This window comes from Pantoea sp. BAV 3049, from assembly GCF_009765445.1.
Lineage (GTDB): Bacteria > Pseudomonadota > Gammaproteobacteria > Enterobacterales > Enterobacteriaceae > Erwinia.
In genome coordinates, this window is record NZ_WHOY01000031.1 from 2,901,867 (window position 1) to 2,928,498 (window position 26,632).

The following is a 26,632-nucleotide window of genomic DNA, read 5'->3' on the forward strand; positions in this document are numbered from 1 at the left end:
TCAGCTGGCCCGGTGGCTGGAAATAAACTGCTGGAAGCGTGGCGAGCCGCTGTCACCAAACATCTCTTCCGGCGCGCCTTCACAGTCAATCATCCCCTGGTGCATAAACACCACGCGGTTCGATACCGTTCGGGCAAAACCCATCTCATGTGTCACCACCAGCATGGTTCTTCCCTCTTCAGCCAGGCTGTGCATCACCTTGAGTACATCCCCCACCAGCTCCGGATCCAGCGCGGAAGTCGGCTCATCAAACAGCATCACTTCCGGCTCCATCGCCAGTGCACGGGCAATCGCCACTCGCTGCTGCTGGCCGCCGGAAAGCTGCGAAGGAAAGAAATCTTTGCGGTTCAGTAATCCCACCCGGTTCAGGATCTGTTCAGCCTGCTCAATGCACTCTTTACGGTTGCGCTTCAGCACGTAAAGCGGCCCCTCAATCACGTTCTGCAAGACGGTCATATGCGACCACAGGTTGAAGCTCTGGAATACCATCCCCAGCCGCGAGCGCAGCGTCTCCACCTGTTTGTGATTGGCTGCCAGCTGGTGCCCCCGCGCATGCCGCTTCATCTCGATAGTTTCACCGGCAACGCTTACCACGCCTGAATCCGGTGTCTCCAGCAGGTTAATGCAGCGCAGGAAGGTACTCTTACCCGAACCACTGGCCCCCAGAATGGAGATCACGTCACCTTTACGGGCCTCCAGCGAAATGCCCTTTAGCACCTCCAGCGAGCCAAAAGACTTGCGAATGTCACTCATCGAGAGCGTTACAGGGGCGGAATCACTCATTTTTCTCTCCGGCAATCACAGGGGGAACAGGCAGGGACGGCGCGGTCTCAACCGGCCGCAGCCGCGGCGACAGGCGGCGCTCAACCCAGGCATAAATCTGCACGATAATAAAATTCAGGATCAGGTAAATCAGCGCGGCGCAGACGAACACTTCCATCGTGCGATAGGTACGCTGAATAATCTGCTGGGCGACCCCGGTCACATCCCACACCGTCACCAGGCTTGCCAGCGCGGTGGATTTCACCAGCAGGATCGCCTCGGTGGAATAGGCTGGTAAGGCGTAACGCAGCATGACTGGCGCAATAATCCGGCGCAGCAGCAACCAGCGCGACATGCCACAGGCCATCCCCGCTTCTATTTGTCCGCCAGGGATGGCCAGCAGGCCACCACGAAAAATCTCCGCCGTATAGGATGCGGTACAAAGTGCCAGAGCCACCACCGCACAGAAGAACGGCTCACGCAGCACCGGCCAGACAAAACTGTGGCGGATCACTCCAAACTGCCCCAACCCGTAGTAGATCAGGAACAGCTGGATCATCAACGGCGAGCCGCGAAACACCAAGATATAGAAGCGGGCAAAGCCGCTAAGGATCCGGTTACGGCTCATACGCAGGGCAAGGATCCCCATCGCCAGCACACCGCCCAGCACAAAGGAAGCAAAGAACAATCCCAGCGTCACCGGCAGCGCGGCGGCAAGCCTGAGGAAGGTTTCGCTCAGAAACGGAAAATCAATCATCGGCTGCTCCTTTAGCTGTGCGCCGCAGTGCGGCTTTGATGCGCGCGTCCGAGGCGTTTTTCAGCCCGTTTAAACGCGGTATTAGAGAGCACCGTCAGCACCAGATAGCAGGTACCGCCAATCAGGTAGAAGGTGAAATATTGCCGGGTTGAACCAGCCGCCACCTGACTGGCGCGCATCAGTTCAACAATGCCGGTGACCGAAATCAGCGCCGAGTCTTTCAGGCTCATCTGCCAGACATTTGCCAGACCAGGCAGCGCGTAGCGCACCACCTGCGGCAGAATAATGCGCTGCAGAATACGCCACTTCGGCATACCGATCGCCTGGGCGGCCTCGATCTCTCCGCTGTTCAGCGCCAGCCTGCCAGCGCGAAACACTTCAGCCTGATAGGAGCCGGATATCAGCCCAATCGCCAGCGCGCCAATCAGGAAAGGCGGTACTTCGATAAAGCCGTCCGCACCGAACAACTGACCAATCTGGGTAATCAGACCGGAGCCGCCGAAGTAAAACAGATAGATGATCAGCAGCTCCGGAATACCGCGGAAAATCACCGAGTAGCCATCACCCAGCCAGCGTACTGGTCTGCGTGGCGACAGCTTGGCTGCGGCCACGCCGCTTCCCACCACGGCCCCGACCGCCATCGCCGCCAGCGACAGCAGCAACGTGGTCATTGCGGCGCTGAGGATCAGAAATCCCCAGCCATTTTCACCAAACCCAGGAATGGCCATTTTCACTGTTCCCCGCTTACGGTGTTACGTTAGTTTTAAACCATTTCTCGCTGAGTTTTTTCACCGTGCCATCGGCCAGCGCGGCTTTGATCGCTTCATCCAGCTTCGCTTTCAGATCGCCATCAGACTTGCGGATCCCCAGCGCTTCGCCCTCACCCCAGATCGGGCCGCCCAGTTGCGGACCGGACAGTTGCAGATCTTTGTTTTCCGGTTTACTGAGAATGGAATTGGCAAAAGTCACGTCATCAAATACTGCGTCAATACGCTCGGCCTGAAGATCGAGGATTGCATCGGCAGAAGCACTGTATTCGCGCACTGTCGCCACGTCTTTAAAGTATTTGTCGATAAATGGCGTGTAGACCGTACCGGAAGCAATACCGATGGTTTTGCCTTTCAGCGCCGCCTTCAGGCTGGCAATTGCCGGCGCAATCTCTTTCGGGTCGTCATGCAGCCTGACGATGTTATCTGCTCCGGTCCCTTTCGGCAGGACATTCCCGTCCTTCGTGGTGATAAAGCTGGCAGGCGTGGCTGCATAAGGCACGGTGAAGTCGATCACCTGGCGGCGCTCCGGCGTGATCACAATGGCGTCCATGATCACATCGTATTTACCGGCCTGCATCCCGGCGATCATCCCGTCCCAGTTCTGCACCACCAGCTTGCAGCTGATTTTCATGCGTTCGCAAAGGTTGGTCATCAGCTCCGGCTCAAAACCGCTGAGTTTGCCGCCCGGCAGCGTTATGTTCCACGGCTCGTAGCTCCCCTCGGTGGCGATGGTGATGGATTTCCACTCTTTCGCCTGGGAAGGCAGCGCGCAGAGCAGTGCGGAAGTCACAAGGGTGGTAGCCAGAACCCGGCGAAATAACGGATGTTTCATCTAACGCTCCTGGAGGGGTGAAGGCCGGTTGCCCGATGGCAGCAGACCGAATGAATGACGGACCGTCAGGGACGGCAAGAGCTGAGTAGTTATGTCATGTATATACAACTAAATATCTGACAATTCCCGCAGCGCAAGACAAAACTGTGACGCACTCTATGTTAATGGATTGTAGCGCCAGGTTGTTATGTCTTGTACATACAACCAGAGCAAATGTTGTGCCACTGTTTTCAGAGCAATGAATAAGCGGACAGGGAGGGCGTTTAAAGCCCGTTTTCATCAGCAAGCCGTCAGCGAATTTGCGTTAATTTGCACCATGAAGAGGCATTGCGCACTAAAACAGGTCAGAAAAAATGCGCCAAAACTCACGAAAATACCGTTATTGTATAGACAAATACAGCCCCTGAATCACGGTACTCCCCTCTTACTCCCTGCAAAAGGTGACAGCAGTGTCAGACCATAAAACGCTTACGGAAACCATCGCTTCGCTCAGTCATGAACCTGCCCCGCTCTATCAACAGGTTAAACAGGGGATCGTGACTCTGATCCGCTCCGGACAGTGGCAGCCCCGTCAGCGAGTACCGTCCGAAAGCGAGCTGGTCAGCGAACTCGGCGTCAGCAGAATGACCATTAACCGCGCACTGCGGGAACTGACCAGCGAAGGATTTTTGTTGCGTCTGCAGGGCGTGGGCACCTTCGTGGCGGAGATGAAAGCCTTCACGCCGATGCTGGAAGTCCATAATATCGCGGACGAGATTGCCAGCCGTGGCCACCGTCATGCCAGCGAAGTGCTGTTCCTGCGTGCTGAACGGGCCGGCGTAAACGATGCCAGAGCGCTGGGGCTGCCACCGGGTGCGACGTTATTCCACTCGCGCATTATCCATTTTGATAATCAGGTGCCGGTACAGCTGGAAGATCGCCAGGTTAATCCGCTGATTGCACCTGACTATCTGCAACAGGATTTCACCAAACTGACCCCGCACGCCTGGCTGACCAGAGTGGCCCCACTGACGGCGGGTGAGCATGTCGTGGAAGCGGTCAGCACCAGCGAAGAAGAGCGCCAGCTGCTGCAGATTAGCGCTGGCGAACCGTGCCTGCAGATCCAGCGCCGTACCTGGCATCAGCAGTCGGTTGTCACCTGCGCCCGCCTGCTCTACCCCGGCGCCCGCTACAAAATGTTTGGCCGCTTTCAGAGTTCATCCTGAGCCTGAATCCACAAAGCTCAGCCTTTTATTTGTTATCATCTCCCTTCTTTCCCCTCAATCATGGAGCGATAAATGAAAAGAATTGCCATCGATATGGATGAAGTCATCGCGGACTTCCACCCGAAAATGGTCGAGACCTTTAACCGCCACTTTGCACTGGATCTGGGCAACGACGATCTGAACCTGTTCAGCCTGCGTCACGAAAAGCCAGAAATGCTGCAGCAGATCATGACGCTGGTCAGCGAACCGGATTTCTTTGGCGATCTGGCAGTGATCGCCGACAGCCAGCGGGTTATTGAAGAACTGAGCAAGAAATATGAGGTGTTTATCACCACCGCGGCAATGGAAGTTCCGACCTCATTTAACGCGAAATTCAGCTGGTTGAAGGCCCACTTCCCGGCGATTAAACCCAGCAATATCGTGTTCTGCGGCAATAAAGGGATCATCAACGCTGACTACATGATTGACGACAATGCCATCAACTTTGCGCATTTTCGTGGGGAAGGCATTCTTTACAGCGCACCACATAACCTGAATGTGACCGGTTATCGACGGGTGAAAAACTGGTTGGAAATTGAGACGTTACTGCTATAGGCAGGCCGCTTCGCTGCAAGGCCCAATGAAGCCAAAACGGTGAAGAGACATGGCATACTGCCGGTTCAACCAGGCCTCTTCACCTGAGGATTGCGATCAGCGCTGCAGAATGGTTTCGATAATTTTTTTCAACAGCGGCTGCAGGCTGGCCGCCCTGTCTTCCCGCCAGTTAAACGGCGGCGTTTCATCCATATAATTCACCTGTGCCAGCTCCAGCTGCACCGCATGCTGATCTTCCTGCGGTTTGCCATAGGCGCGGGTGATATAGCCACCCTTAAAACGCCCGTTCATCACCCAACTGAAGTCTGACTGTGCGGCACAGAGATCGGTCAGTTTTTCAGTGATTGCAGGAGTGCAACTCAGTCCGCCATTGGTACCCAGATTCAGGTCAGGAAGCTTGCCGTCAAACAGGCGTGGGATCACCGAAGCAATCGAATGCGCATCAAACAGCAGTGCGTAGCCAAACTGCTGCTTAATTCTCGCCAGCTCCTGCTGAATTTTATCGTGATACGGCGTCCAGATGGTCTCCAGGTAGCCCTGACGCTGAGCGTCTGTTGGCGTCATGCCTGGCTTAAAGGTCGGCGTGCCGTCAAACAGCGTTTCGGGATAGAGCCCAGTGGTCGCCGTGGTGTAGAGCGCTTCGTTGTCCGGTGGACGGTTCAGATCAATCACAAAGCGGGAATAGTTTGCCACCAGCACACTGGCACCCATCTCACGGACAAAATCATACAGCTGTGGAATATGCCAGTCGGTATCCGGCAGGCCTTTCGCTTCCCCGCTCAGCCCCTTTTCCACTTCTGGCGTCAGTGCGGTTCCGGCATGCGGGGCGCTGAACAGCAGCGGCAGCGTCCCCTGGGTAAACTCAAACGGTTTCATCGAATTGCCTCTCCTCTGAATATTACCTGGCAGGGCAGCTGCCCGCCAAGCCAGTAGACCAGTTCCGCCGGTCGCTGCAGCGGCCAGTGAACAAAGTCAGCAAATTTGCCAGCTTCCAGCGATCCCTGGCTCTCACCCAGACCTAATGCCTGCGCGCCGTGGATCGTGACGCCTGCCAGCGCTTCTTCCGGCGTCATGCCAAACAGCGTACAGCCCATATTCAGCATCAGACGCAGGGAAAGCGCGGGAGAAGTGCCAGGATTAGCATCGCTGGCCAGCGCCATCGGTACCTTGTATTTACGGAACAGTTCAACCGGTGGCACCTGTTTTTCACGCAGCAGATAAAACGCTCCCGGCAGTAATACGGCGACGGTGCCGCTTTCGGCCATCGCTGCCACATCACTTGCGGTAGCGTATTCAAGGTGGTCGGCAGAGAGCGCTTTGAATTTCGCCGCCAGCGCGCCGCCGCCCAGTGAAGAGAGCTGCTCCGCATGCAGTTTAACCGGCAGTCCCAGACGCTGAGCCGCTTCAAACACCCGCGAGACCTGGGCCGGTGAGAACGCCAGATGTTCACAGAAAGCATCCACCGCGTCGGCCAGCTTCTCTTTCGCCACCTGCGGCAACAGCTCTTCACAGATCAGTGTGATCCAGCCATCCGAATCGTCTTTATACTCCGGCGGCGTGGCGTGCGCGGCCAGGCAGGTTGAGAGCACCTGCGCCGGAACCTGCTTCGCCAGTTGGCGGATGGCCTGCAACATGCGCAACTCACTGGCCTTATCCAGACCATAACCGGACTTGATTTCAACGGTAGTAACACCTTCTGCCAGCAATCTTTCCAGCCGCCAGCCCGCACTTGCCACCAGTTCCTCCAGCGTGGCTTTGCGGGTAGCGCTGACGGTGGAAATGATGCCGCCGCCCTGCGCCGCAATCTCGCTGTAGCTGACACCGTTCAGACGTTGTTCAAACTCATGGCTGCGGTCGCCGCCAAACACCAGGTGCGTATGGCAGTCGATCAGCCCGGGCGTGATGATACCGCCTTCGAATTTGGTGTGGATATCGGCCTTGATCTGCTTTGCTTCCTGCCAGGGCCCTATCCACACGATCTTGTCCTGATTCACTGCGATCGCGCCGTTTTTGATGATGCTATACTTTCCCTCCTGCATGGTGACAATGTCAGCCCCGTACCACAGGTGGTCACAGCGTAGTTCTCCGCTCATCTTTTCTCCCGGCTTTACTGTTGATTCATAAGTATGTATATGTATATACAACTACATTGCCCGGGAAGCAACCATGATGGCTCGCTATTTTGCGCCGCGCGTCCTGCTCGGGGACCGCTGGCAACACGATGTACTGATTGAAGTTGATGCCGCTGGAAATATCAGCAGCCTGACCCCTGATGCCATCGCCGGTGATGCGCAACGCCTGAATGGCGCGGTGCTGCCGGGGATGGCGAATCTTCACTCGCATGCCTTCCAGCGCGTGATGGCAGGGCTGGCCGAAGTGGCGGGCGATCCGCAGGACAGCTTCTGGACGTGGCGCGATCTGATGTACCGCATGGTGCAGCGGCTCTCTCCGGAACAGGTCGGAACCATTGCCCGCCAGCTTTATGTGGAAATGCTGAAAGGTGGCTATACCCAGGTGGCGGAGTTCCACTACCTGCATCATGACACCGACGGCCAGCCTTATGCCGACGACGCAATGCTGGGCCATCTGGTTGCTGCGGCTGAACAAGCCGGTATTGGTCAGACTCTGTTACCGGTGCTGTACAGCTACGCCGGGTTTGGTGCTCAACCCCCGCAGGCAGGCCAGAAGCGTTTTATTCAGGACACCAAAAGCTATCTGCAGCAACACCAGCGTCTGCAGGAACTGATTGCGGATAAGCCGCTGCATAATCGTGGATTATGCTTCCACTCGTTGCGTGCAGTCAGCGAAGAACAGATGCGCGAAGTGCTGGCCGCCAGCGCAAGCGAACTGCCGATACACATCCACGTTGCCGAGCAGCAGAAAGAGGTCAACGACAGCCTGATCTGGAGCGGTGAACGGCCGGTGAGCTGGTTGCTTAATCGCTTTGAGGTCGATGCCCGCTGGTGCCTGATCCATGCCACCCATCTTGATGACAGTGAAATATCCCGCCTCGCAACCAGCCAGGCCGTGGCCGGACTTTGCCCGACCACCGAAGCGAATCTGGGCGACGGCATCTTCCCGGCAACAGAGTATATCGCCCGGGGCGGGCGCTGGGGCATTGGCTCGGACAGTCATGTGTCGCTGGACGTGGTGGAGGAGCTGCGCTGGCTGGAATACGGACAGCGACTGCGCGATCGTCGCCGTAACCGAATTGTCAGCGGCGAACAGAACTCGGTGGGCGACCTGCTTTACCGTCAGGCGCTGGATGGTGGCGCGCAGGCCTGCGGCGTGAAGATGGGCCGCCTGGCGGTGGGCTATCGTGCTGACTGGCTGGTGCTGGCAGATGATGCTTTGCTCGGCAGCACCGCCGACAACGCCCTGCTCAATCGCTGGCTGTTTGCCGGTCATCGCGGGCAAATTCAGGATGTGTTTGTGGCAGGTAAACAGGTTATCCGTCAGGGCAAACATGCGCAGCAGCAGGAGATCGATGCAGCGCTGCGTGAAGTAATTGAGGCACTGCAATGATCCAGTTTTACGACAGCCAGACATTGCCAGTCAGCCGCTGGCGTAACGGTGGCGGCGAAACCCGGGAAATTATCAGTTTTCCGCCTGGTGTGCAGACGTTCAGCTGGCGGATCAGCATCGCCACTATTGCCACCGACGGCGCCTTCTCTCTTTTTCCGGGTGTGGATCGGGTAATCACCCTGCTTTCAGGGAATGGCGTGCAGCTGAACGCTGCGGAAAGCTACAGCCAGCTTCTGCAGCCAAATCAGCCGTTTGCCTTCGCCGGTGAAGATCAGATCCACTGCAGACTGACTGGCGGCGTCAGCAGCGACTTCAACGTAATGACGCGCCGTGCCACCCATCAGGCAGATGTCCGCGTGACCAGCGAAGCATTTTCGCCCGCCCCCGCTGCTGCCGGGGTCGTTTACGTGCTGGCCGGAGAGTGGGTGACTGGCGATCTGGCGATCGGGCCAGGACAAGGGGTGTGGTGGGAAAACCAGGGGAAATCGCTTGCTCCCACCAGCGCGGAGGCCCTGCTGCTCCTTGCTGAGATCGCTCCGAGGGCTGAATAAACCTGTCTTGTGGCGGAGGCCCGTGCGGGATAAAGGAGCATCCCCAGGGCTGAATCCATTCGCCCCGCGGCTCAGCCGTGGCCTTTAAACTTACCTAACAGCTTGTATCTGGAACCCGGATACAACAGGCGCGCGCAGGTGACGATCTTCGCCTCGCTCCAGGTCTGGCGGCGGATCAGCAGGCACGGCTCGTCAGACTCAAGAGAGAGCAATTTGCACTGCTGGCGATCTGGCAGCACAGCTTCCACAATATGCTCGCCCGCCGTCAGCGGTGCCACGCGCATCAGATAGGTATACGGCGTCTGGCTGTGGTAATCCTGCTGCAGATAGTCAGGCGCGACCTGCGGATTGACCAGACGATCTTCCAGCTGCACCGGCAGCTCGTTTTCATAATGCACAATCACCGAGTGAAATGCCGGGTTGCCACTGATTATTCCCAGCAGTGAAGCCTGCTCCGGATCGGCTTTAATCTCACGCAGTTCAATCACTTTGCAACTGTGACGATGCCCACGCTGGGCAATCTCTTCCGCGATGTTATGCACTTCCAGCATGGCGGTGTAGCCTTTCGACTCTGCCACAAAAGTCCCGACCCCCTGCATGCGGATCAGGTAGCCTTCGCTGGTCAGCTCCCGCAGCGCGCGGTTGATGGTCATGCGGCTTACGCCCAGCTCGTTGACCAGCTCGCTCTCTGAGGGGACACGTTGATTTGGCTTCCACACCCCTTCAGCTATCTGGCTGACAATCGCCTGCTTCACGCGCTGATAAATCGGCGCAGGCTGGTCGCTCATGGCGGCTGAAAGTTGTGAAATGGCAGTCTGCCCGGCCATAACTGTTTCCTTCCTTAAAATAATTGCGCCAGTTTACTGACTCCCTTGCTAAATGTATATACATCTGCGGGGCACTCACTGCACAGGATCGGGGCAAACCGCCCCATGAAGGCGCATTTTGCCTGAACGCCAGCCACCTCCTGTAAAGCACTGACCGCCAGAAATATCAGCACAGCGGGCCTGTGGCGCTGCCTGGCGCGATGGCAAAAGTTTTGTGATCGAACTGGCACAAGCATTGCTAATTGTATAGACAAGACTATACACATCTGCTTCACTGCAGAACGTGATCTGTTAAGTGTCCGTGACAATCTGCCGGGCTACCCTGAGAAAGGGATCACAGCATACGAACTTGTCTATACAGGAGTATACCATGTCAGTCACCCCGCATTCCTGTCAGCTGACCCCCGGAAAGGTTGAGCTGGCAACGCTGAAACGCATTTATCACGGCGGCCTTCAGCTTTCGCTGGATCAGCGTGCCCGTGCCAGCGTGCTCAAGGCACGTGAAACGGTGGAGGCCATCGTCAGCGAAGGCAAGGTCACTTATGGCATCAACACCGGATTTGGCAAGCTTGCGCAGACGTCTATCCCCGCTCAGCGCCTGGCGGAATTGCAGCGCAACCTGGTGCTGTCGCACAGCGTGGGGATTGGCGACCTGCTGCCAGATAATGTGGTACGGGTGATCATGGCGACCAAGATCATCAGCCTGGCTCGCGGCCACTCTGGCGTACGTATTGAACTGATCGACGGTCTGCTGGCGTTGTTCAATGCGGGCGTCATGCCCTGTATTCCGGAGAAAGGATCGGTTGGCGCATCGGGCGACCTGGCGCCACTCGCCCATCTCTCCCTGATGCTGCTTGGCGAAGGCAAAGTGCGCGTGGAAGGAGAACTGATCCCTGCGGTTGACGGGCTGAAGCTGGCCGGTCTGCAACCTTTTGTTCTGGGGCCAAAAGAAGGTCTGGCGCTGCTGAATGGCACCCAGGTATCCACAGCATTGGCACTGCGCGGCCTGTTTGAAGGTGAAAAAGTGTTTGCCGCCGGGCTGGTTGCTGGAGCGCTGTCACTGGAAGCGATCAAAGGTTCAATCAAACCGTTCGACAGCCGTATTCATCAAGCGCGCGGCCAGCACGGACAGATTGCCGTTGCGGCAGCCGTCACCGCTTTGCTTGACGGCAGCGACATTCTGCACTCCCATGCCAATTGCGGGCGCGTGCAGGATCCTTACTCCATCCGCTGCGTGCCGCAAGTGATGGGAGCCTGCCTGGATAATCTCACCCATGCCGCGCGCGTGTTACAAATTGAGGCAAACGCCGCGTCTGACAACCCGCTGGTGTTCAGCGAGACCGGCGATGTGATTTCCGGCGGTAACTTCCATGCCGAGCCGGTCGCCTTCGCTGCCGACATTATCGCGCTGGCCGTGGCCGAAATTGGTGCGATCTCAGAACGCCGGATGGCATTGCTGCTCGATACGGGCCTTTCTGGTCTGCCGCCGTTTCTGGTAAACGATGGCGGCGTGAACTCCGGCTTTATGATCGCCCAGGTCACCGCGGCCGCGCTAGCGTCCGAGAACAAATCGCTGGCCCATCCTGGCAGCGTGGACAGCCTGCCCACCTCTGCCAATCAGGAAGATCACGTGTCGATGGCGACCTATGCGGCCCGTCGCCTTGGAACGATGTGCTTTAACACCGCCGTGGTGGTCGGCATTGAAGCGATGGCCGCAGCCCAGGGCATTGAGTTTCACCGTCCGTTGCAAAGCTCTGACCTGATGGAGCGCGAGCTGGCAGCCCTGCGTCAGCGCGTGGCCTTCCTCGACAAAGATCGCCTGATGGCACCCGATATTGAACAGATGCGGTTATGGGCAAGCAACGACAGCTGGCCAGCGCCCGTCGCAGCTCTTCTCCCAAGCCATGCCCTAAGCTCCCCGAAAAGTTAAGGATTAAATGATGAGTGATTCCGTAAGCAAAGCAGTAGCACGTGAAATCCGCGCTCCCCACGGCAGCGCACTGAACTGTGCGAACTGGCTGATTGAGGCCGCTTACCGCATGATCCAGAACAACCTCGACCCGGATGTGGCTGAGCGCCCGGAAGATCTGGTTGTTTACGGCGGCATCGGTAAAGCCGCCCGCAACTGGGACTGTTTTGAGCAAATTCTGCGCTCGCTGAAAGCCCTGCAGCCGGAAGAGACGCTGCTGGTGCAGTCAGGCAAACCTGTCGGGGTATTTCGCACTCATGCCGATGCCCCGCGCGTGCTGATTGCCAACTCCAACCTGGTCCCACACTGGGCCAACTGGGATCATTTCCATGAGCTCGATAAAGCCGGGCTGATGATGTACGGGCAGATGACTGCCGGTTCCTGGATCTATATCGGTGCGCAGGGCATCGTGCAGGGCACATTTGAGACCTTCGCCGAAGCGGGTCGCCAGCACTATAACAGCGACCTGAGTGGCAAATGGATCCTGACTGCCGGTCTGGGCGGCATGGGCGGTGCCCAGACTCTGGCTGGCGTGCTGGCTGGTGCTTCGGTACTGGCCGTGGAGTGCCAGGAGTCACGTATCGACTTCCGTCTGCGTACCCGTTACGTCGATTATAAAGCCACCAGCCTGGATGAAGCGCTGGCGATGATCGACAAAGCGAATAAAGAAAAACGCGCTATCTCCGTGGGCCTGTTGGGAAATGCGGCTGAGGTTCTGCCTGAGCTGGTGCAACGCGCCAAAGCGGGCGGCATGAAACCGGATATCGTTACCGATCAGACTTCGGCCCATGATCCGATCAATGGCTATCTGCCTGCGGGCTGGAGCGTTGCCCAATGGGAAACCTCTCGCAAGAGCGATCCGAAAGCGGTAGAAAAAGCGGCACGTGCCTCAATGGCCGTTCACGTGCAGGCGATGCTGGACTTCTGCCATATGGGCGTGCCGACCGTCGATTACGGTAACAATATTCGTCAGGTAGCGCTGGATGAAGGGGTGAAAAATGCCTTTGATTTCCCGGGATTCGTTCCTGCCTATATCCGCCCGCTGTTCTGTGAAGGTAAAGGCCCGTTCCGCTGGGTGGCCCTGTCCGGCGATCCGGAGGATATCTACAAGACCGATGCCAAACTGAAAGAGCTGTTCCCGGATCACCACAACCTGCACCGCTGGCTGGATATGGCGCAGGAACGCATCGCTTTCCAGGGCCTGCCTGCCCGCATCTGCTGGCTGGGGCTGGGTGAGCGCCATATCGCCGGTCTGGCTTTCAACGAAATGGTTCGCAACGGCGAACTGAAAGCGCCGGTGGTGATTGGTCGTGACCATCTGGACTGCGGCTCGGTGGCCTCGCCAAACCGTGAAACGGAAGCAATGAAAGATGGTTCCGATGCCGTGTCCGACTGGCCACTGCTCAATGCCCTGCTCAATACCGCTGGCGGCGCGACCTGGGTCAGCCTGCATCACGGCGGTGGCGTAGGCATGGGCTTCTCGCAGCACGCTGGTGTGGTGATTGTCTGCGATGGCTCTGCCGAAGCGGATAAACGCCTGGGTCGTGTGCTGTGGAATGACCCGGCAACCGGCGTAATGCGCCATGCCGATGCCGGTTATGAACTGGCGCAGCAGTGCGCCGCGAAGCACGAACTGAACCTGCCAATGGTGAAGTAATCTCTCTGGCCGGGCACCCCGCCCGGCCTGTCTGTTTTCGCATCATATGGTGCGCCGTCAGCGCTCCTGCCCGCCTTTTTATGCTACCTTAATTCAGCCAGATGTCAGGATCACCCGCCTGGAGAGGAGAGGAAGAGATGGTCATTCCCGTTTCGCTGATTGAAGAAGCCACACAGTGGCGCAGGCAGTTTCACGCGCAGCCGGAGCTGGGCTATCAGGAACATCAGACCTCGCGCAGGGTCGCGGAACAACTGCGGGTATTTGGGCTTCAGGTGCATACCGGCCTTGCCGGGACCGGCGTGGTGGGCACGCTGGAAAATGGCCCTGGCCCGACTATCGGCTTCCGTGCCGATATGGATGCTTTACCGATCACTGAACTGGGCAATAGCGAGTGGCGCTCCACCCAACCAGGCGTGATGCACGCCTGCGGCCACGACGGCCACACGGCAATGCTGCTGGCTGCGGCTAAGCATCTCAGTACCACCCGCCACTTCAGCGGCACCCTGCACTTTGTCTTTCAGCCCGCAGAAGAGAATCTTGGTGGCGCCCGGAAGATGGTGGCCGATGGCCTGTTTGAACTGTTTCCGATGGATGCCATTTACGGCATGCACAACTGGCCGGGGCTGCCGGTCGGGCATATCGCCATCAACAGCGGCGCAATGATGGCTTCGCTGGATGCCTTCGAAATTACGCTGCGTGGCAAAAGTTGCCACGCGGCGATGCCGGAAAACGGCGCAGACCCGATTGTGGCAGCCGCTCAGCTGATCCTCGCCCTGCAAACCATCCCGTCCCGTCGTCTTTCACCGCTGGCTTCAGCAGTGGTCAGCATCACGCAAATCAACGGCGGCGAAGCGATTAACGTTATCCCCGAAAATGTGGTGCTGCGCGGCACGCTGCGTTGCCTGCAAAGTGATGTGCGGGTGAAAGTGCGCAAGATGATTGATGAATTTGTGACTACCTTTACTTCGCCGATGGGCATTGAGGGCAGCATTGAGTATCTGACTGACTATCCGGTCACCTGCAATAACGCTGCCGAAGCGGAAAAAGTGCGGGATTGTGCGCTGGCCCTGCTGCCAGAGGAGCAGGTGCACTGGGAGATCAATCCGTCGATGGCCTCAGAAGATTTTGCCTGCATGCTGGAAGCCTGTCCGGGGGCCTACTTCTGGACAGGCGCCGATGGCGTAACGCCATCAAGGCCGCTACACAATGCTCATTATGATTTTAACGATGATCTGATCGCCCCTGGCGTGGCGCTGTGGACTGCGCTGGCGGAACGGCTTTTACCGGTCACCGGGCCAGAATATCGATGAAGTGGCCCGAGCCTGGGCCGATACCTGGGTGTTCAGTGACGGACGCTGGCATTTTGATCAGGCCAATCCATCGCTGCGCAGTCTGCACTATGTGACAGGTGGGCCATTTTAGGCCACCGGAGAATCACTTAACGTACTTACTGCTCCACAGGAAAGAGATCAATAACCCGCTTTTTCCAGTTGTTCCAGACCACTTTCAATATCCTTCGCCCGTCCGGTTGCCACGTAGCAGCAGGCAATTTGCTGGCGCAACGACTGGGGTACCGCCACTTCACGGTTCAGGCAGCGTTTGATCCAGCCAGCTGTGGTCTGGGCCTCTTTATTTTCCGGTAACTCTTTACGCCTGATACCGCTCTCCTCCTGCCGTGGCAGCAGCACTTCAGGCTCCTCACCGGCAATCAGGCTGATGGCCGGGCAACGCTGCGGATTCGCATAGACTTCCCCTTCCGTACCGTTGAGCAACAGCGCACGGCCGCCGACAGTATGGAAGAATTTGCCGACCCGTGGAATATATTCCGGATGCGACACGCTGGATAAACGCAGCGCTGCATCTTCCCCAAACGGAGTGAGCAGTTTGGCAAGCGTGTGGGCACTATTGCGAACGCCCATCCGCCAGCGCAGCGAAAGCTGCCGATCCAGCGCCGGGCAGAGTACAGCGACGGAGATAAAGACCAGTTTGCCCTGCTCCAGCCTGGCTTGCGCCTCTTCCGCCGTGGTGACGGGCTGAATGCCCAACGCCGTGAAGACTTCTTCACTGGTTATCCGTGTGGGATCGTCACTGACGCCGTGGACCACTACCGGGAAACCCAGTGCGGAAAGCAACAACGCCAGTAACGGCGTCAGGTTGCTCTGCTTGCGGGCTCCGTTGTAGCTGGGGATCACCACCGGCATCGGCAGGCTTGCTGGCGGCGTGAGTTTCAGCACGCGCTCCTGCATTGCCTGATAGAAGCCGAGCATCTCCTCTTCACCTTCGCCTTTGATGCGCAGGGCAATCAGGATGCTGCCCATCTCCAGCTCAGGTACTTCTCCGCCCAGCATGCTGCGATACAGCTCGCAGGCGGTGGCGAAATCGATATCACGGGCATGATTTTTACCACGCCCGACTTCTTTGATTATTTTGCTGTAGTCCATGCTTCTGCTCTGTTCAGTTGTTCGCGACGACGGTCGGTCAAATAGCCACTCCCGTCCACGGTATCAGCGACTGCGGATAGTGGTTATCAGCGGCGGCGGCGGCCAGGAGTCCGCTTGCTGCTGCTCACCGGGGTAGCTTTCGGCAATTCACCTTCCGGCATTGCCGGTTGCTCAATCGGGAATACCGGCAAGGCGCCCAGCAACCTTGCACCGTAGCTCTTGCTCAGTAAACGGCGATCGTAAATCACGATCTCGCCAAAGCATTCGTGGCTGCGAATCAGCCTGCCCACCTGCTGGATCAGGTTGAAGGAGGCACTCGGCAGGCTCTGCACTTCAAACGGGTAACGCTTCAGGCTCTTAAGCCACTCACCTTCGGTCAAAATAACCGGACTGTCCACCGGGGGGAAAGCAATTTTATGAATATGCACTTGAGACAGCAAATCGCCCTTCAGATCCAGCCCTTCGGCGAAGGACTGCAGGCCAACCAGCACGCTGGTCTCTCCCTGTTCAACCCGCTTGCGATGGAGAGCAACCAGTGCCGGACGGGGTTTGTCTCCCTGTACCAACATCATCAGCCGCAGTTCAGGCAGACAAGAGATAAACTGCTGCATCGCCCGGCCGCTGGCGAACAACACCAGAATCCCCCGGTGCTTTCCGGCTTTGATCTGCTGGCGGAAGAAGTGCGCCATCTCTGCGAGGTGCTCCACTTCGTTCGCCAGCATCGGCTCATAGCGCATCTGCGGGATAATCAGTTTGCCCTGGTCAATATGGTTAAACGGCGAGTCCAGCGCCACAAAGCGGTCACCGACCTTTTCACTCAGCCCGGACATCTCCTGCAGGCGCTGGAAACTGCTCAGCGAGCGCAAAGTGGCAGAGGTCAGAACCACATGGGGAATTTTGCGCCACAGTAGCTTCTCCAGCTGATCGCTGACGCGGATACCGGCACAATGGAAGGTCAGGTGTGCCGTGCCTTCACGAATGTCCCTCGTGGCCCATTTTGAGACTGGCGCACCGGAAGCATGCTCCATCGCCGCCAGCCGCCACAGTTTGCTACTGGCTTCAAACCAGCCCAGAGCACGGTTCATCTGCAACAGCGTGCGATGCAGGCGCACCACGTCGAACTGTCCGGACTTCTCGCTCAGATCGTTCAATAACGCTTCCGCCAGCCCACGCAGGCCGTCGCTCAGCTTGAACAACCGGGCGCACAGAGTCAGCACCTCTTCCGGCAACAATCCCATTTCAAAGCGATACTCACCTTCCTGATTGCCCGGCGGCAGAAACTGCGCAAGGATCTGCGACAGCTGCTGCAACTGTTCGCGCACCTCTTCACAATGCGCCTTCAGACGTTCAGGATTGCTCAGCCCCGGCGGTCTTTTCGGCCGGAACTGCGCCATGCACTGCTCCACCAGCTTACCGAACAGGTCCAGTTGAATACTGCTCCAGCCCGGCGTGATATCGCCACTCATCTCCAGCGCATCACGCGCCACGTCCGGCAGATGATGCCCCTCGTCCAGCACCAGCAGCAGATTTTTCGGCGGCGGCAGCACCGATTCCGTTTCCAGCGCCGCCATCACCAGTGCATGGTTAGCCACCACCACATCGGCGTGTTCAATTTCACGCCGCGCCACATAGAACGGACATTCGCGGAACCAGTGGCAGTTGCTGCCCAGGCAGTTGGCCTTATCAGTACTCAGGCGCTGCCAGAGTGAATCGTCAATCGACTCTTCGCAGTGGTCGCGCAGACCGTCCCACTGGTGCCGATCAAGATTCTTTTGCAGTTGGGTACAGAGGGCGCGCTCATCCTGACTTGCGGTCATCGCATCATCAAGAGACAGCAGCAAATCTCCCTGCTTTTCCTCATCCGTTGCCAGCGCCGAGAGGTTGCGCGGGCAGACATAGCGCCCACGGCCAAAGGCTGCGGTAAACTGCAGGTCGGGAATAATTTTCTTCAGCAGCGGCAAATCTTTGCTGTAGATCTGATCCTGCAGCGCCACGTTAGCGGTGCTGACCACCAGCGGCTTCTCTTCCGCGCGGCTCACAGCGATGCCGGGGATCAGATAGGAAAGTGTTTTCCCCACCCCAGTCGGAGCCTCAATCGCCAGATGACGCCCATCGTCTCCCGACAGGGTCTTTGCCACTTCGGCAATCATCTGCCGCTGCGGAGCGCGAGGAATAAAATCCGGGATCTGTTGCTGGAGGGCTTTGTACCAACCGGCAATTTGCGCTTTCAACGCAGCATTTAGCGCCATGACAACCACTTTTGATTAAAACAGACTGTATTTTTACACAGTATTTCCTCAGAGTCAGCCCTCTCTGTTTATTCCTCAGGGACAGCTCGCAATTTGACCAAATCGCGAAAGGTGCGGATCAGCGTTTCCCGACTGCGGCCCCGGCGGAATATCAACGAGAAGGGTGCCTGATAGCTGAACTGCTGCGGAGATAGCATCCGTAAACGCCCCTTCTCCACCCAGGACTGTGCGCAATGCTCTGGCAAATAGCCTATGTAGCGCCCTGACAAAATCAGGATCAGCTGCGCTTCGATGCTCTCCACCGATGCCGAGCTGGCTTTGAACCCTCGCCGGGCCAGCTCCGACTGATTCCAGTAGCTGCGGGTAACAAAGCCATAATTGTGCAAATCTCCCGCTTCGTCATCAGCGCCGTCGAACAGCTGATGACGATCGCTACAGTAAAGCCAGTGCTGCTCGTGGTGCAGCGGCACGGTCACCAGATTATTGACGTTGACCGGGAAATGGCCGATAGCCAGGTCAAGCCGGTTATCCAGCACCTGCTGCTGCAGTGCGTTTGGATCACGGACGGAAAGGTTCAGATAGACCGCCGGAAAGCGCTCGCTGAACTGGCTGATGCTTTCCGCGAGTCCAAGCTGGCTGTCGGTGGAAGTGGAGTCCACCACCCCCAGTGAGAAAGTACCGCCCTGTTCCGTCTTCAGGCTGTCTACCTGGCGATCAAAATCTGACAACGTCCCCAGCAGCTGCAGGCTGTACTGTAAAAATTGCTCGCCTTTCGGCGTCAGTGCGAAACCACCGCGTCCACGCTGGCAGAGCACAAATCCCAGCCGCTCTTCCAGCTCGCTCATATAGCCGCTGATGGCAGGCGTGGTCATATTCAGCTCCTGTTGGGCACGTGAATACCCCTGACAGCGGGCCACCGTGGCGAAAATAGTCAGCAGTTTCAGGTTGGGCAGGCGGTTGGCACTCACGGAATGTCCTTCAGCAGAATAAAAAGATAGTTAAGTAATCTCTGAACTGATTATTTGTTGTCAATGATTTTTTCTCAGTCTGATCCGACAGATGATGGTGATCCATCACATTCCTCAATGGAGAAAGCCCTGATGAGTTCTGAGTACGAACGCGATTTCCCCCAGCCGCAGAGCGGTAACGATATGCCCCGTTTTGCCGGTCGGGGCACGATGATGCGCCTGCCAGCGGCGGAACAACCGGATGACCTGGATGCGGCTTTTATCGGTATTCCGCTGGATATCGGCACTTCTCAGCGTTCAGGAACCCGCTACGGGCCAAGGGCCATTCGTGCTGATTCAGTGATGATCCGCCCGTATAACATGGCGACGGGCGCCGCTCCGTTCGATTCATTGCGCGTGGCCGATCTCGGCGACGTGCCAATCAACACCTATAATTTGCACAAGTCAGTGCAGATTATTGAAGACTATTACACCCGTCTGAATGCCTTTCCCCTGGTGCCCCTGACGCTGGGCGGCGACCACACGCTGACGCTGCCGATACTCAGGGCGCTGGTGAAAAAGCATGGCCCGGTAGGCTTGATCCACGTGGATGCGCACACCGATACCAACGATGAGATGTTTGGTGAAAAAATTGCCCACGGCACCACTTTCCGCCGCGCGGTCGAAGAAGGCCTGTTGGATCTGCAACGTGTGGTGCAGATTGGTCAGCGCGCGCAGGGCTACGATGCGGGTGATTTCAAATGGGGCGTCGATCAGGGCTTCCATCTGGTCCCGGCTGAAAAGTGCTGGTATCAGTCGATGACGCCGCTGATGGCCGAAGTGCGTGAGCGGATGGGCAGCGGACCGGTCTATCTTTCTTATGATATCGACAGTTTTGATCCCGCATGGGCTCCCGGAACCGGCACGCCGGAAGTGGGCGGTCTGACCTCGATTCAGGGGCTGGAAATCGTCCGTGGCTGCCGGGGCCTGAATCTGATCGGTGCCGACCTGGTCGAAGTCTCGCCGCCATACGATATCAGCGGCACCACTTCCCAGCTGGCGGCAAATATTCTGTATGAAATGCTCTGTGTGTTACCCGGAGTGAACCACAACTAACGGCGCACTGCGCCAGGCTACTGAGAGTAAGGTCAGCATGTCTGAACAAAATCTGGTTTTTCCCGCCCGCGTGTTGCGTGGTGCCGGAGTGATACATCAACTCGGCGAGATCTGTCGCGAGCTGGGACAGCGGGCGCTGCTGATTGGCGGCCATCAGGCGCTGAAAGCGGTTGAACCCCATGTCAGCTCGCAGCTGGCTGATGCCGGGGTTGAACTGCTGGGCACTGAGTGGTTTGGCGGTGAGACTTCGCTGCAGCAGATTGCCCGCCTGGGCGAGCTGGCGAACTCCCTGAAAGCAGAGGTGATTATCGCTGCCGGAGGGGGAAAATCACTGGATACCTGCAAAGCGGTGGGCGCAGAACATAACATCCCGGTGATCACCATTCCGACTATCGCCGCCACCTGTTCCGCCGTCACACCGCTGAGCATTCGCTATGACGACAACGGTAACTTCTTCGATATTTTCCCGCTTCCTCAGGCCCCGGCTGCGGTGATTATCGACAGCGAACTGCTGGCAAAGGCTCCTCTGCGCTGGCTGGCAGCCGGTCTGGGCGACACTCTGGCAAAATGGTATGAGTTCCGGGCCGTCAGTCAGCGCCACCCGGCGCTGGACGCCAATGCCCGTTCGTCACTGGCGCACAGCCTGATCTGCTATGAGGTGATTGCCGCTCACGGGCCTGCGGCCTGTGAAGCCGTGCGCAATAACCTGCCGGATCATCACCTGGACCAGTCGCTGGATGTGATCTTTACCTTCGCCGGGCTGACCTCGCTGATGAGCAACGGTGCCCATGCTGCGGCCGCTCATGCTATCTACGAAGGCTTTACCTTCTGCGATAAAACCCGCGAGTTTGGTCACGGCCTGCTGGTGGGTTATGGCAACCTGTGCCTGCTGGCGCTGGAACAGCGCAGTGATGAAGAGCTGCAGCGTGAAATGCGCCTGGCCCGCCAGTGCGGCGTGCCGTTAAGCCTGACGGAAATTGCCGATTTGACGGAAGCGGAACTGGAGGTGATCGTGCGGGAATCTGTTCGCGCACCGGATATGGAAAACATGGCAGAGCCGGTAACGGTTGAAGCGCTGTTCCAGGCCATCGCCCGTGTTGAAGGCCTTGCGGCTGAAGTGGGTTAAATGGCGAAAATAGTCTGATGGTTTAAGATCGTCACTGCTGAATGCCTTCATGCAGGAGGTAAAAGCCTCCTGCCGTTAAGCAAGAATCGGGTTTCTTCTTCAGCTTCCGCGATCAGTTTCAACCTTAGCCATCCCCAGTCGGCCAATAAACGGCAGGCGCAGAGCCGGTGTCCGGACATCCATACCCACGTTGAAGCCTAAAATATTGAACTCCACTCCCTCTTCAGCTCCCAGCGTCACCCCCAGCACACCCAGCAGTGAAACCTGCACTCCTCTGCCTGAGGGCGGCAGGCCCACCGGATTACTCAGCGAACGGTAGTCTTTGCCGATGGCATTGGCGGGTAAATCCAGTCGCAGCTCAGGGACTTCCCGGCCAATATGCGCCAGGAAGGTATTGCTGTTCGGCCCCGGCCAGACCCGGTAGGTCTGCGGCCAGGGATAGCTGCGGATCGCCGCTTCAATCCGCGGGATCATCGCCCCGGCAGAAGCACCACGGTGATCCACCAGCAGCACCGGTTTTGCGCCGAACCAGTAGCCATCCGGCAACGCATAATCCCGGCGAACCACATTGGTGCTGCCCCAACTGATCACCTCATAACGGCTGAATTCTGTCTCACCTGCTTTTTTGATAATGATCCACGGATGCACGGCAAGCAGCCCCCGCCAGCCAAACGTCGGCGCAGCATAAATCTGCACAATGGCTTCATCGCGGTTTTTGCGCGGATCGGGAGCCATTTCGGCAGAATCACGCCTCGCGGTGGACCAGCTCTGACCATTTAGCACCACGCCGTTGTGGGTGGCTTTGTAGTAGCTCTGGGCAAAAGACAACAGCAGTACGCAGATAAAACCGATAACGATCGCTTTAATAAAGATCATCGCTTTATTGGCCTGGTGAAGGAAAAAGGGCAAAACTATGATTAACGTGACGGCAGCAATCCGGGCAAGCGGCTTTGATGTATCACGCCGATGACCGTAATGCCACCGGGGTTCAGGATGTAATATACCGTGTGGATCACGCAGGGAAAACTGAACACATCCGGCCAGAAACTGGCGGTTTCATCATGACCCGTTTCCGGATTATCAGCCAGACGCTGGAAGGTGGTCCGCATTGCAGACAAATACTCTTTCGCGACACCCTGTCCAAACTCCCGGATCGAGTAGCCCTTTATCTCGCACATGTTCTCCTGCGCATCCTGCGTCAGCGTAAAGCGGGCCATTAAAGATCCTTCATTAACCCATCAAAAATGACATCCCCTTCTGCCACATTTCCTGTTTGCGCCTGCGCGATTGAGCGGGCGAGTGAATTTCGTAAAGACTGTCGCTTGAGATGTTCCAGCGCGTTGTAATCTTCAACCGACATTACCACTACGTTTGATTTACGAGAAGGCCCGCAATGGCTTTTGCAACAGCCTGGTCAGTATTGAAATATCTGCGATATCGACTAAGCCCAGGCAGCATTCACGCAGCCGTTCTCGCTGTTCCGGTGCCATCACTCTGGCGGCAAGCTGGTCAAATTTAGCCAACAGCGCTTCATCGCTGAGCGGGTTTTGCGGTGCGCCAAGTGGCAGGGTGACCTGTTTCCGCCAGCGTTCACCGCTTAATGTTTCCAGCTCAATAATCGGCTCATCGCTGCTACCCTGCTCCGGATCGATATGCAACACAATACGCTGCAACATCGCGCTGATCTCTTCACTGGCACGTTTATCATCGTCATAAGCATCCAGCCCGGCATGCCCAAACAGTACCCTTGCCGCCAGCGCATAAGGCAGACTCATCTGTGCCGCCGCCAGGCTTTCACGGTCGGTATTACCACACATCTCAAGCAGGAACGGATTGAGGTAGACGTGAATATACGCAGTCTGCTCCGCAGTGCAGCGCTGTTCTTCCATCAGCAAGCCGATGGCATCAATGGCGGAATGCGTCCCCCGGCAGGAGGCGTAAGGCTTGATGGAGCAACGGTTGAGCTTCCAGACTTCCCCCAGCCCGGCGGTCAGCGCCTCTGGCTGACGGCTGAGCGGTGCGAAGGTTTTCAGGAACCCCCCCCAGACATCCTCAAAGGTCTGCGAAGCACCGGTGATACCCTTTTCAGCCAGCATTGCCGCCAGCAGGCCACCTTCCGCCGCTCGTCCTGCATGCAGTTTTTTGCTCTGTGATCCATCGTGAATGAAGCCCCACAGCCCGCAGCTGTTGCTGGCCGCAATGCCCAGCGCCTGCACCGTTTGCTGCTCACTCAACTGCAGCAGGGAGGCCACTGCCGCCGCCGCACCAAACACGCCGCAGGTCGAAGTAGAGTGCCAGCCCGCTTCGTTATGCGGTGCGTAGCTGCCGCAGGCTTCCAGCACCCGGCGACCCACGTCATAGCCCAGCACCACGGCGGTAATAAGAGACTGCCCTGAAACCGGCCCGGCACAAAGAGGCAAAGCCGCCATAACCGCAGGCAGCACCACCGCGCCGGAGTGATCGCAGCCACCGGTATCGTCCAGCTCATACATATGAGCCGCCACGCCGTTGAGCCATGCCGCATTACGCGGGCTGGTTTGCAACGAAGAGCCCCAGATTGCCGACAGCGGCGTACAGCCTTCGGCAATCACGGTCTGCTGCACCACCAGCGCTATCGGACTGTTGCTGCCTGCCAGCGTAGCGCCGAAGGTATCAAGGATATGTCGTTGTGCCCGGGCTACCAGCGACTCCGGCAGATCGCCGAAGCGCGTTTGCACCACGAAACGGGCCAGATCGATCATGCTCTGACTCATGCCAGCTGCTCCTGGATTTGCCGCTGGAAGATTTCTGCCGGATGCTCACTGACGTTATCCGGCTGCGTCTGCCACCAGTCTGCCACTTCTGCCGCCGTTGCCATCCACACCTTCTGGTGCCCGGCCATAAAGTCCAGCAGCTCGCCCAGCAGGCCAATACGCCCGGCGGTACCGATAATTTCCGGATGCAGACGCAATACGTAGCACAGGCCGAAGCGATGGAAGCCCTGAAAATCCAGCTTCATGTTCTGCAGCGTCTGCTGGTAAGAGGCAATACGTGACTGGCCCGGAGGCACGGCAGGGCTGAGGTTAAAGGCGAAATAGGGTTCATCTTCCAGCTCATAGTGCATAGGCAGCTCCACCAGCCGGGTGGCTGGGTGAAAATACGGCAGATCGTCGCCGCGCCATGAGGATGACCAGCGGATCCCCTGCTCTGCCAGCGCCTCTGCCAGCCCGGGTTTCCATTGCCCCGCAGGCGTGCGGAAGCCCACCACGTTCTGACCAGACGCGGCCTGAAGGCTGGCACAACCCTGCGTCACGCTGGCAATCTGCTCTGTCAGCGTCAGCGTGTCGAAATTCTGATGACGGTCGCCACTACAGGCGATTTCATGCCCTGCAGCCACAATTCGCGCGAAAACTTCGGGATTCTCTTCGGCCACAATCGCCGGTAAACACCAGCTGGCACGAACGTTTTTCGCTGCCAGCAAGGCCAGCAAACGATCCACCCCGCGCAGTGTGCCATAGCGCCAGACCGACAGGGTTTTATCCCTTCCGGCGACGGCAGGTGTCTGGGTGAGAATGCCGTGAATATCGTTGAAGTCGATGGTCAGCACCACCGCCGATTGCTGGCCAGCGGGCCAGCGGGTCTGTTCAGTCATGCTGCTGCTCCTGCAGATACCAGTGGGCGATTTCCTGGCAGCGGGCAAACCACACATCACGCTGCTTCATATGGGCAATAAACTGCTCAAGCAGCAGGATGCGCCCCGGTTTTCCGCTGATTTTTGGGTGGAACAAGGTGGTCAGACACAGCCCTTCATCCATCGCGCCGTCAAACTCACGGCACCAGTTATCCAGCGTCAGCGCATAGCTGGCGGTACGATCCAGCCCTTTCGGGAAATCCGGCTCGCGGGTATAGGCCAGCGAGGCGTAATCATCCATCTCCCATTTACCGGGGATTTCAACCAGCGGCTGCTGATAACCCGGCACGCTGATGGCATACGGGCGATCGTCACCGCGCATGCTGCTGGAGTAAGTCACTCCAGCATCCAGCAACACACCCGGCGTCTCTTGATGCCAGTCGCCCGACGGCGTGCGAAAACCCCGGGCACGAATGCCGAGGTGCTGCCAGAATATTTCGCGGGATTTTTCCATCACCTGACGCTGTTCATCACCGCTGAGCGCATAAAAAGATTCATGCCGGTAGCCGTGATAAGCCACCTCATGCCCCTTTTCAACAATCGCCGCACACTGCTGCGGCCACTGTTCCACCACCCAGGCAGGAATAAAGAACGTTGCCGGAACGTCGTACTGTTCCAGCATATCCAGCAGTCTTCCCAGCGCCCGGAACGGGCCGTAGCCACCAAAGGTGAAATACTCAGGCTTCTGCCAGATCGTGCCGTTGAGCATCGCATCACCGGTCGGCCCGTCGAGGTCAAAAGCCAGCGCCATACAACCTTCGCGGCCTTGTGGCCAGCGCGGGCGAACGTCAGGTGCAGTCATGGTTACTTCCCGTTCACGGTGGCCGTTTTAACGGCGTTATCTGCCAGGCCCCATTTGCTGAGGATCTTCACGTAAGTCCCGTCAGCAATCAGGTCGTTGACCGCGCCCTGAATCGCAGCAATCAGCGCCGGATCGTTTTTGTCGATCGCCATGCCGGTAAACTGGGTAGCAATCGCTTTATCCAGCGGCTTGTAGGTGTTTTTCTCCAGGTTCATCACGTACGGCAGGGTTTCGCTGCCCTGTACTGCACCATCCAGACGTCGCTGGCGCAGCTGGGTACGGGCATCGGCAGTGCCTTCAGCACCCACCACCACGATGGCTGGCTTGCCTTTGGCTTCGCAGTTCGCCTGGCTCCATTTGGCAATTTCCTGTGGGAAAGTGGTGCGACGGCTGGTGCCCACTTTTTTACCGCACAGGTCGGAAGCGGTATTGATGTCTTTTCGCCCGGCCAGAGTGTAGAACTGCGGGCCGGTCGTGAAGTAGTCGATAAAACTGACCACTTTCTGACGTTCTTCGGTGTCGGTCATGCCTGACATCACCATGTCGACACGCTTGGTGGACACGGCGTTGACCATTTGCTCAAAAGCAATTTCCTGCCAGTTGATTTTGATGCCCAGTTTGGTGCCGATGGCATTGCCCAAATCGACATCCACACCGCTCAGGGTGTTGGTGGCAGGATCTTTAAACTCCATCGGTGGATAGTTCGGCATAATCGCTACCGTCATTTCCCCTTTCGATTTAATGGCCGCAGGCAGTTCGGCGGACCAGGCGGCGGAGTGCATCAGGACAGCGGCAGCAACGGCAGAAAGCACGATCTTTTTCATCTGAATAT

At 57.6% G+C, this 26,632-nt stretch carries 26 protein-coding genes; 9 read left to right on the forward strand and 17 right to left on the reverse strand.

Going from position 1 to position 26,632, the window contains the following annotated elements:
- From GSQ70_RS14550 to GSQ70_RS14565, 4 genes are read right to left on the reverse strand one after another with little or no spacing between them, the layout of a single operon-like run.
- Positions 1-783 carry an ABC transporter ATP-binding protein gene (locus tag GSQ70_RS14550; protein WP_158783203.1) on the reverse strand — a complete coding sequence of 261 codons (783 nt, stop codon included), beginning with the start codon at positions 781-783 and terminating at the stop codon, positions 1-3.
- On the reverse strand, positions 776-1,519 hold the full coding sequence (locus GSQ70_RS14555; RefSeq protein ID WP_158783204.1) for an ABC transporter permease: 744 nt from the start codon (positions 1,517-1,519) through the stop codon (positions 776-778). The genes GSQ70_RS14550 and GSQ70_RS14555 overlap by 8 nt, the downstream gene beginning before the upstream one ends.
- A gap of 11 nt (positions 1,520-1,530) precedes the next feature.
- A complete protein-coding gene (locus GSQ70_RS14560; RefSeq protein ID WP_158783205.1) occupies positions 1,531-2,247 on the reverse strand; it encodes an ABC transporter permease in 717 nt (238 codons plus the stop codon).
- A gap of 16 nt (positions 2,248-2,263) precedes the next feature.
- A complete protein-coding gene (locus GSQ70_RS14565; RefSeq protein WP_158783206.1) occupies positions 2,264-3,121 on the reverse strand; it encodes a transporter substrate-binding domain-containing protein in 858 nt (285 codons plus the stop codon).
- Between the two features lie 449 nt (positions 3,122-3,570).
- Here GSQ70_RS14565 and hutC (GSQ70_RS14570) point away from each other — a divergent pair, with 449 nt between their 5' ends.
- Both hutC (GSQ70_RS14570) and GSQ70_RS14575 read left to right on the forward strand, forming a co-directional pair.
- Positions 3,571-4,326 carry a histidine utilization repressor gene (hutC, locus tag GSQ70_RS14570; RefSeq protein WP_158783207.1) on the forward strand — a complete coding sequence of 252 codons (756 nt, stop codon included), beginning with the start codon at positions 3,571-3,573 and terminating at the stop codon, positions 4,324-4,326.
- 72 nt (positions 4,327-4,398) lie between these two features.
- The gene (locus GSQ70_RS14575) at positions 4,399-4,920 is read left to right on the forward strand and encodes a 5'-3'-deoxyribonucleotidase (protein ID WP_158783208.1); all 522 of its coding nucleotides are present in this window, start codon (positions 4,399-4,401) and stop codon (positions 4,918-4,920) included.
- Positions 4,921-5,016: 96 nt separating this feature from the next.
- Here GSQ70_RS14575 and hutG read toward each other — a convergent pair whose 3' ends face one another.
- Positions 5,017-5,796 (reverse strand): N-formylglutamate deformylase, encoded by a 780-nt coding sequence (gene hutG, locus GSQ70_RS14580; protein ID WP_158783209.1) that lies wholly within the window; start codon positions 5,794-5,796, stop codon positions 5,017-5,019.
- On the reverse strand, positions 5,793-7,013 hold the full coding sequence (gene hutI / locus GSQ70_RS14585; RefSeq protein WP_158783210.1) for an imidazolonepropionase: 1,221 nt from the start codon (positions 7,011-7,013) through the stop codon (positions 5,793-5,795). The genes hutG and hutI overlap by 4 nt, the downstream gene beginning before the upstream one ends.
- A gap of 76 nt (positions 7,014-7,089) precedes the next feature.
- Here hutI and GSQ70_RS14590 point away from each other — a divergent pair, with 76 nt between their 5' ends.
- Together GSQ70_RS14590 and GSQ70_RS14595 are read left to right on the forward strand one after the other, a co-directional pair.
- Positions 7,090-8,445, forward strand: a complete 1,356-nt coding sequence (locus GSQ70_RS14590; protein WP_158785324.1) for a formimidoylglutamate deiminase — start codon at positions 7,090-7,092, stop codon at positions 8,443-8,445.
- Positions 8,442-8,996, forward strand: coding sequence for a HutD family protein (locus tag GSQ70_RS14595; protein WP_158783211.1), 555 nt, complete (start codon positions 8,442-8,444; stop codon positions 8,994-8,996). The genes GSQ70_RS14590 and GSQ70_RS14595 overlap by 4 nt, the downstream gene beginning before the upstream one ends.
- Before the next feature lie 71 nt (positions 8,997-9,067).
- Here GSQ70_RS14595 and hutC (GSQ70_RS14600) read toward each other — a convergent pair whose 3' ends face one another.
- Positions 9,068-9,823, reverse strand: coding sequence for a histidine utilization repressor (gene hutC / locus GSQ70_RS14600; RefSeq protein ID WP_158783212.1), 756 nt, complete (start codon positions 9,821-9,823; stop codon positions 9,068-9,070).
- Between the two features lie 370 nt (positions 9,824-10,193).
- Here hutC (GSQ70_RS14600) and hutH point away from each other — a divergent pair, with 370 nt between their 5' ends.
- The 3 genes from hutH (at position 10,194) to GSQ70_RS14615 (ending at position 14,759) form a co-directional block, all read left to right on the forward strand.
- The gene (gene hutH / locus GSQ70_RS14605) at positions 10,194-11,753 is read left to right on the forward strand and encodes a histidine ammonia-lyase (RefSeq protein ID WP_158783213.1); all 1,560 of its coding nucleotides are present in this window, start codon (positions 10,194-10,196) and stop codon (positions 11,751-11,753) included.
- A gap of 10 nt (positions 11,754-11,763) precedes the next feature.
- On the forward strand, positions 11,764-13,449 hold the full coding sequence (gene hutU, locus GSQ70_RS14610) for a urocanate hydratase (protein ID WP_158783214.1): 1,686 nt from the start codon (positions 11,764-11,766) through the stop codon (positions 13,447-13,449).
- A 137-nt stretch (positions 13,450-13,586) separates the two neighbouring features.
- Positions 13,587-14,759 carry a M20 aminoacylase family protein gene (locus GSQ70_RS14615; protein WP_158783215.1) on the forward strand — a complete coding sequence of 391 codons (1,173 nt, stop codon included), beginning with the start codon at positions 13,587-13,589 and terminating at the stop codon, positions 14,757-14,759.
- A 159-nt stretch (positions 14,760-14,918) separates the two neighbouring features.
- Here the strand turns inward: GSQ70_RS14615 and ybiB are convergent, their stop codons facing one another.
- The 3 genes from ybiB to GSQ70_RS14630 all read right to left on the reverse strand — a co-directional run bounded on the left by ybiB (position 14,919) and on the right by GSQ70_RS14630 (position 19,107).
- Positions 14,919-15,890, reverse strand: a complete 972-nt coding sequence (ybiB, locus tag GSQ70_RS14620; RefSeq protein WP_158783216.1) for a DNA-binding protein YbiB — start codon at positions 15,888-15,890, stop codon at positions 14,919-14,921.
- An 86-nt stretch (positions 15,891-15,976) separates the two neighbouring features.
- Positions 15,977-18,139, reverse strand: coding sequence for an ATP-dependent DNA helicase DinG (gene dinG / locus GSQ70_RS14625; RefSeq protein ID WP_158783217.1), 2,163 nt, complete (start codon positions 18,137-18,139; stop codon positions 15,977-15,979).
- Between the two features lie 68 nt (positions 18,140-18,207).
- Positions 18,208-19,107 carry a LysR family transcriptional regulator gene (locus GSQ70_RS14630; RefSeq protein WP_158783218.1) on the reverse strand — a complete coding sequence of 300 codons (900 nt, stop codon included), beginning with the start codon at positions 19,105-19,107 and terminating at the stop codon, positions 18,208-18,210.
- Positions 19,108-19,239: 132 nt separating this feature from the next.
- Between GSQ70_RS14630 and speB the strand changes: the two genes are divergently transcribed.
- Both speB and GSQ70_RS14640 read left to right on the forward strand, forming a co-directional pair.
- Positions 19,240-20,202: an agmatinase gene (gene speB, locus GSQ70_RS14635; RefSeq protein ID WP_158783219.1), complete on the forward strand. Its 963-nt coding sequence runs from the start codon at positions 19,240-19,242 to the stop codon at positions 20,200-20,202.
- Positions 20,203-20,239: 37 nt separating this feature from the next.
- Positions 20,240-21,328: an iron-containing alcohol dehydrogenase family protein gene (locus tag GSQ70_RS14640; protein ID WP_158783220.1), complete on the forward strand. Its 1,089-nt coding sequence runs from the start codon at positions 20,240-20,242 to the stop codon at positions 21,326-21,328.
- 99 nt (positions 21,329-21,427) lie between these two features.
- Here GSQ70_RS14640 and GSQ70_RS14645 read toward each other — a convergent pair whose 3' ends face one another.
- The 7 genes from GSQ70_RS14645 to GSQ70_RS14675 are packed head-to-tail and all read right to left on the reverse strand — an operon-like array spanning position 21,428 to position 26,624.
- Positions 21,428-22,204, reverse strand: a complete 777-nt coding sequence (locus GSQ70_RS14645) for a DUF3750 domain-containing protein (RefSeq protein ID WP_158783221.1) — start codon at positions 22,202-22,204, stop codon at positions 21,428-21,430.
- Between the two features lie 41 nt (positions 22,205-22,245).
- Positions 22,246-22,545 (reverse strand): type II toxin-antitoxin system RelE/ParE family toxin, encoded by a 300-nt coding sequence (locus GSQ70_RS14650; protein ID WP_158783222.1) that lies wholly within the window; start codon positions 22,543-22,545, stop codon positions 22,246-22,248.
- On the reverse strand, positions 22,545-22,688 hold the full coding sequence (locus tag GSQ70_RS14655; RefSeq protein ID WP_158783223.1) for a hypothetical protein: 144 nt from the start codon (positions 22,686-22,688) through the stop codon (positions 22,545-22,547). Before GSQ70_RS14655 ends, GSQ70_RS14650 begins: the two co-directional genes overlap by 1 nt.
- Positions 22,689-22,704: 16 nt before the next feature.
- The gene (locus GSQ70_RS14660) at positions 22,705-24,081 is read right to left on the reverse strand and encodes an MmgE/PrpD family protein (protein WP_158783224.1); all 1,377 of its coding nucleotides are present in this window, start codon (positions 24,079-24,081) and stop codon (positions 22,705-22,707) included.
- Entirely contained in the window at positions 24,078-24,959 is an 882-nt protein-coding gene (locus GSQ70_RS14665) for a polysaccharide deacetylase (RefSeq protein ID WP_158783225.1), read from the reverse strand. Before GSQ70_RS14665 ends, GSQ70_RS14660 begins: the two co-directional genes overlap by 4 nt.
- Positions 24,952-25,800: a polysaccharide deacetylase gene (locus GSQ70_RS14670; RefSeq protein ID WP_158783226.1), complete on the reverse strand. Its 849-nt coding sequence runs from the start codon at positions 25,798-25,800 to the stop codon at positions 24,952-24,954. The genes GSQ70_RS14665 and GSQ70_RS14670 overlap by 8 nt, the downstream gene beginning before the upstream one ends.
- Positions 25,801-25,802: 2 nt before the next feature.
- Positions 25,803-26,624, reverse strand: coding sequence for an ABC transporter substrate-binding protein (locus GSQ70_RS14675; protein WP_158783227.1), 822 nt, complete (start codon positions 26,622-26,624; stop codon positions 25,803-25,805).
- Positions 26,625-26,632: the final 8 nt, after the last annotated feature.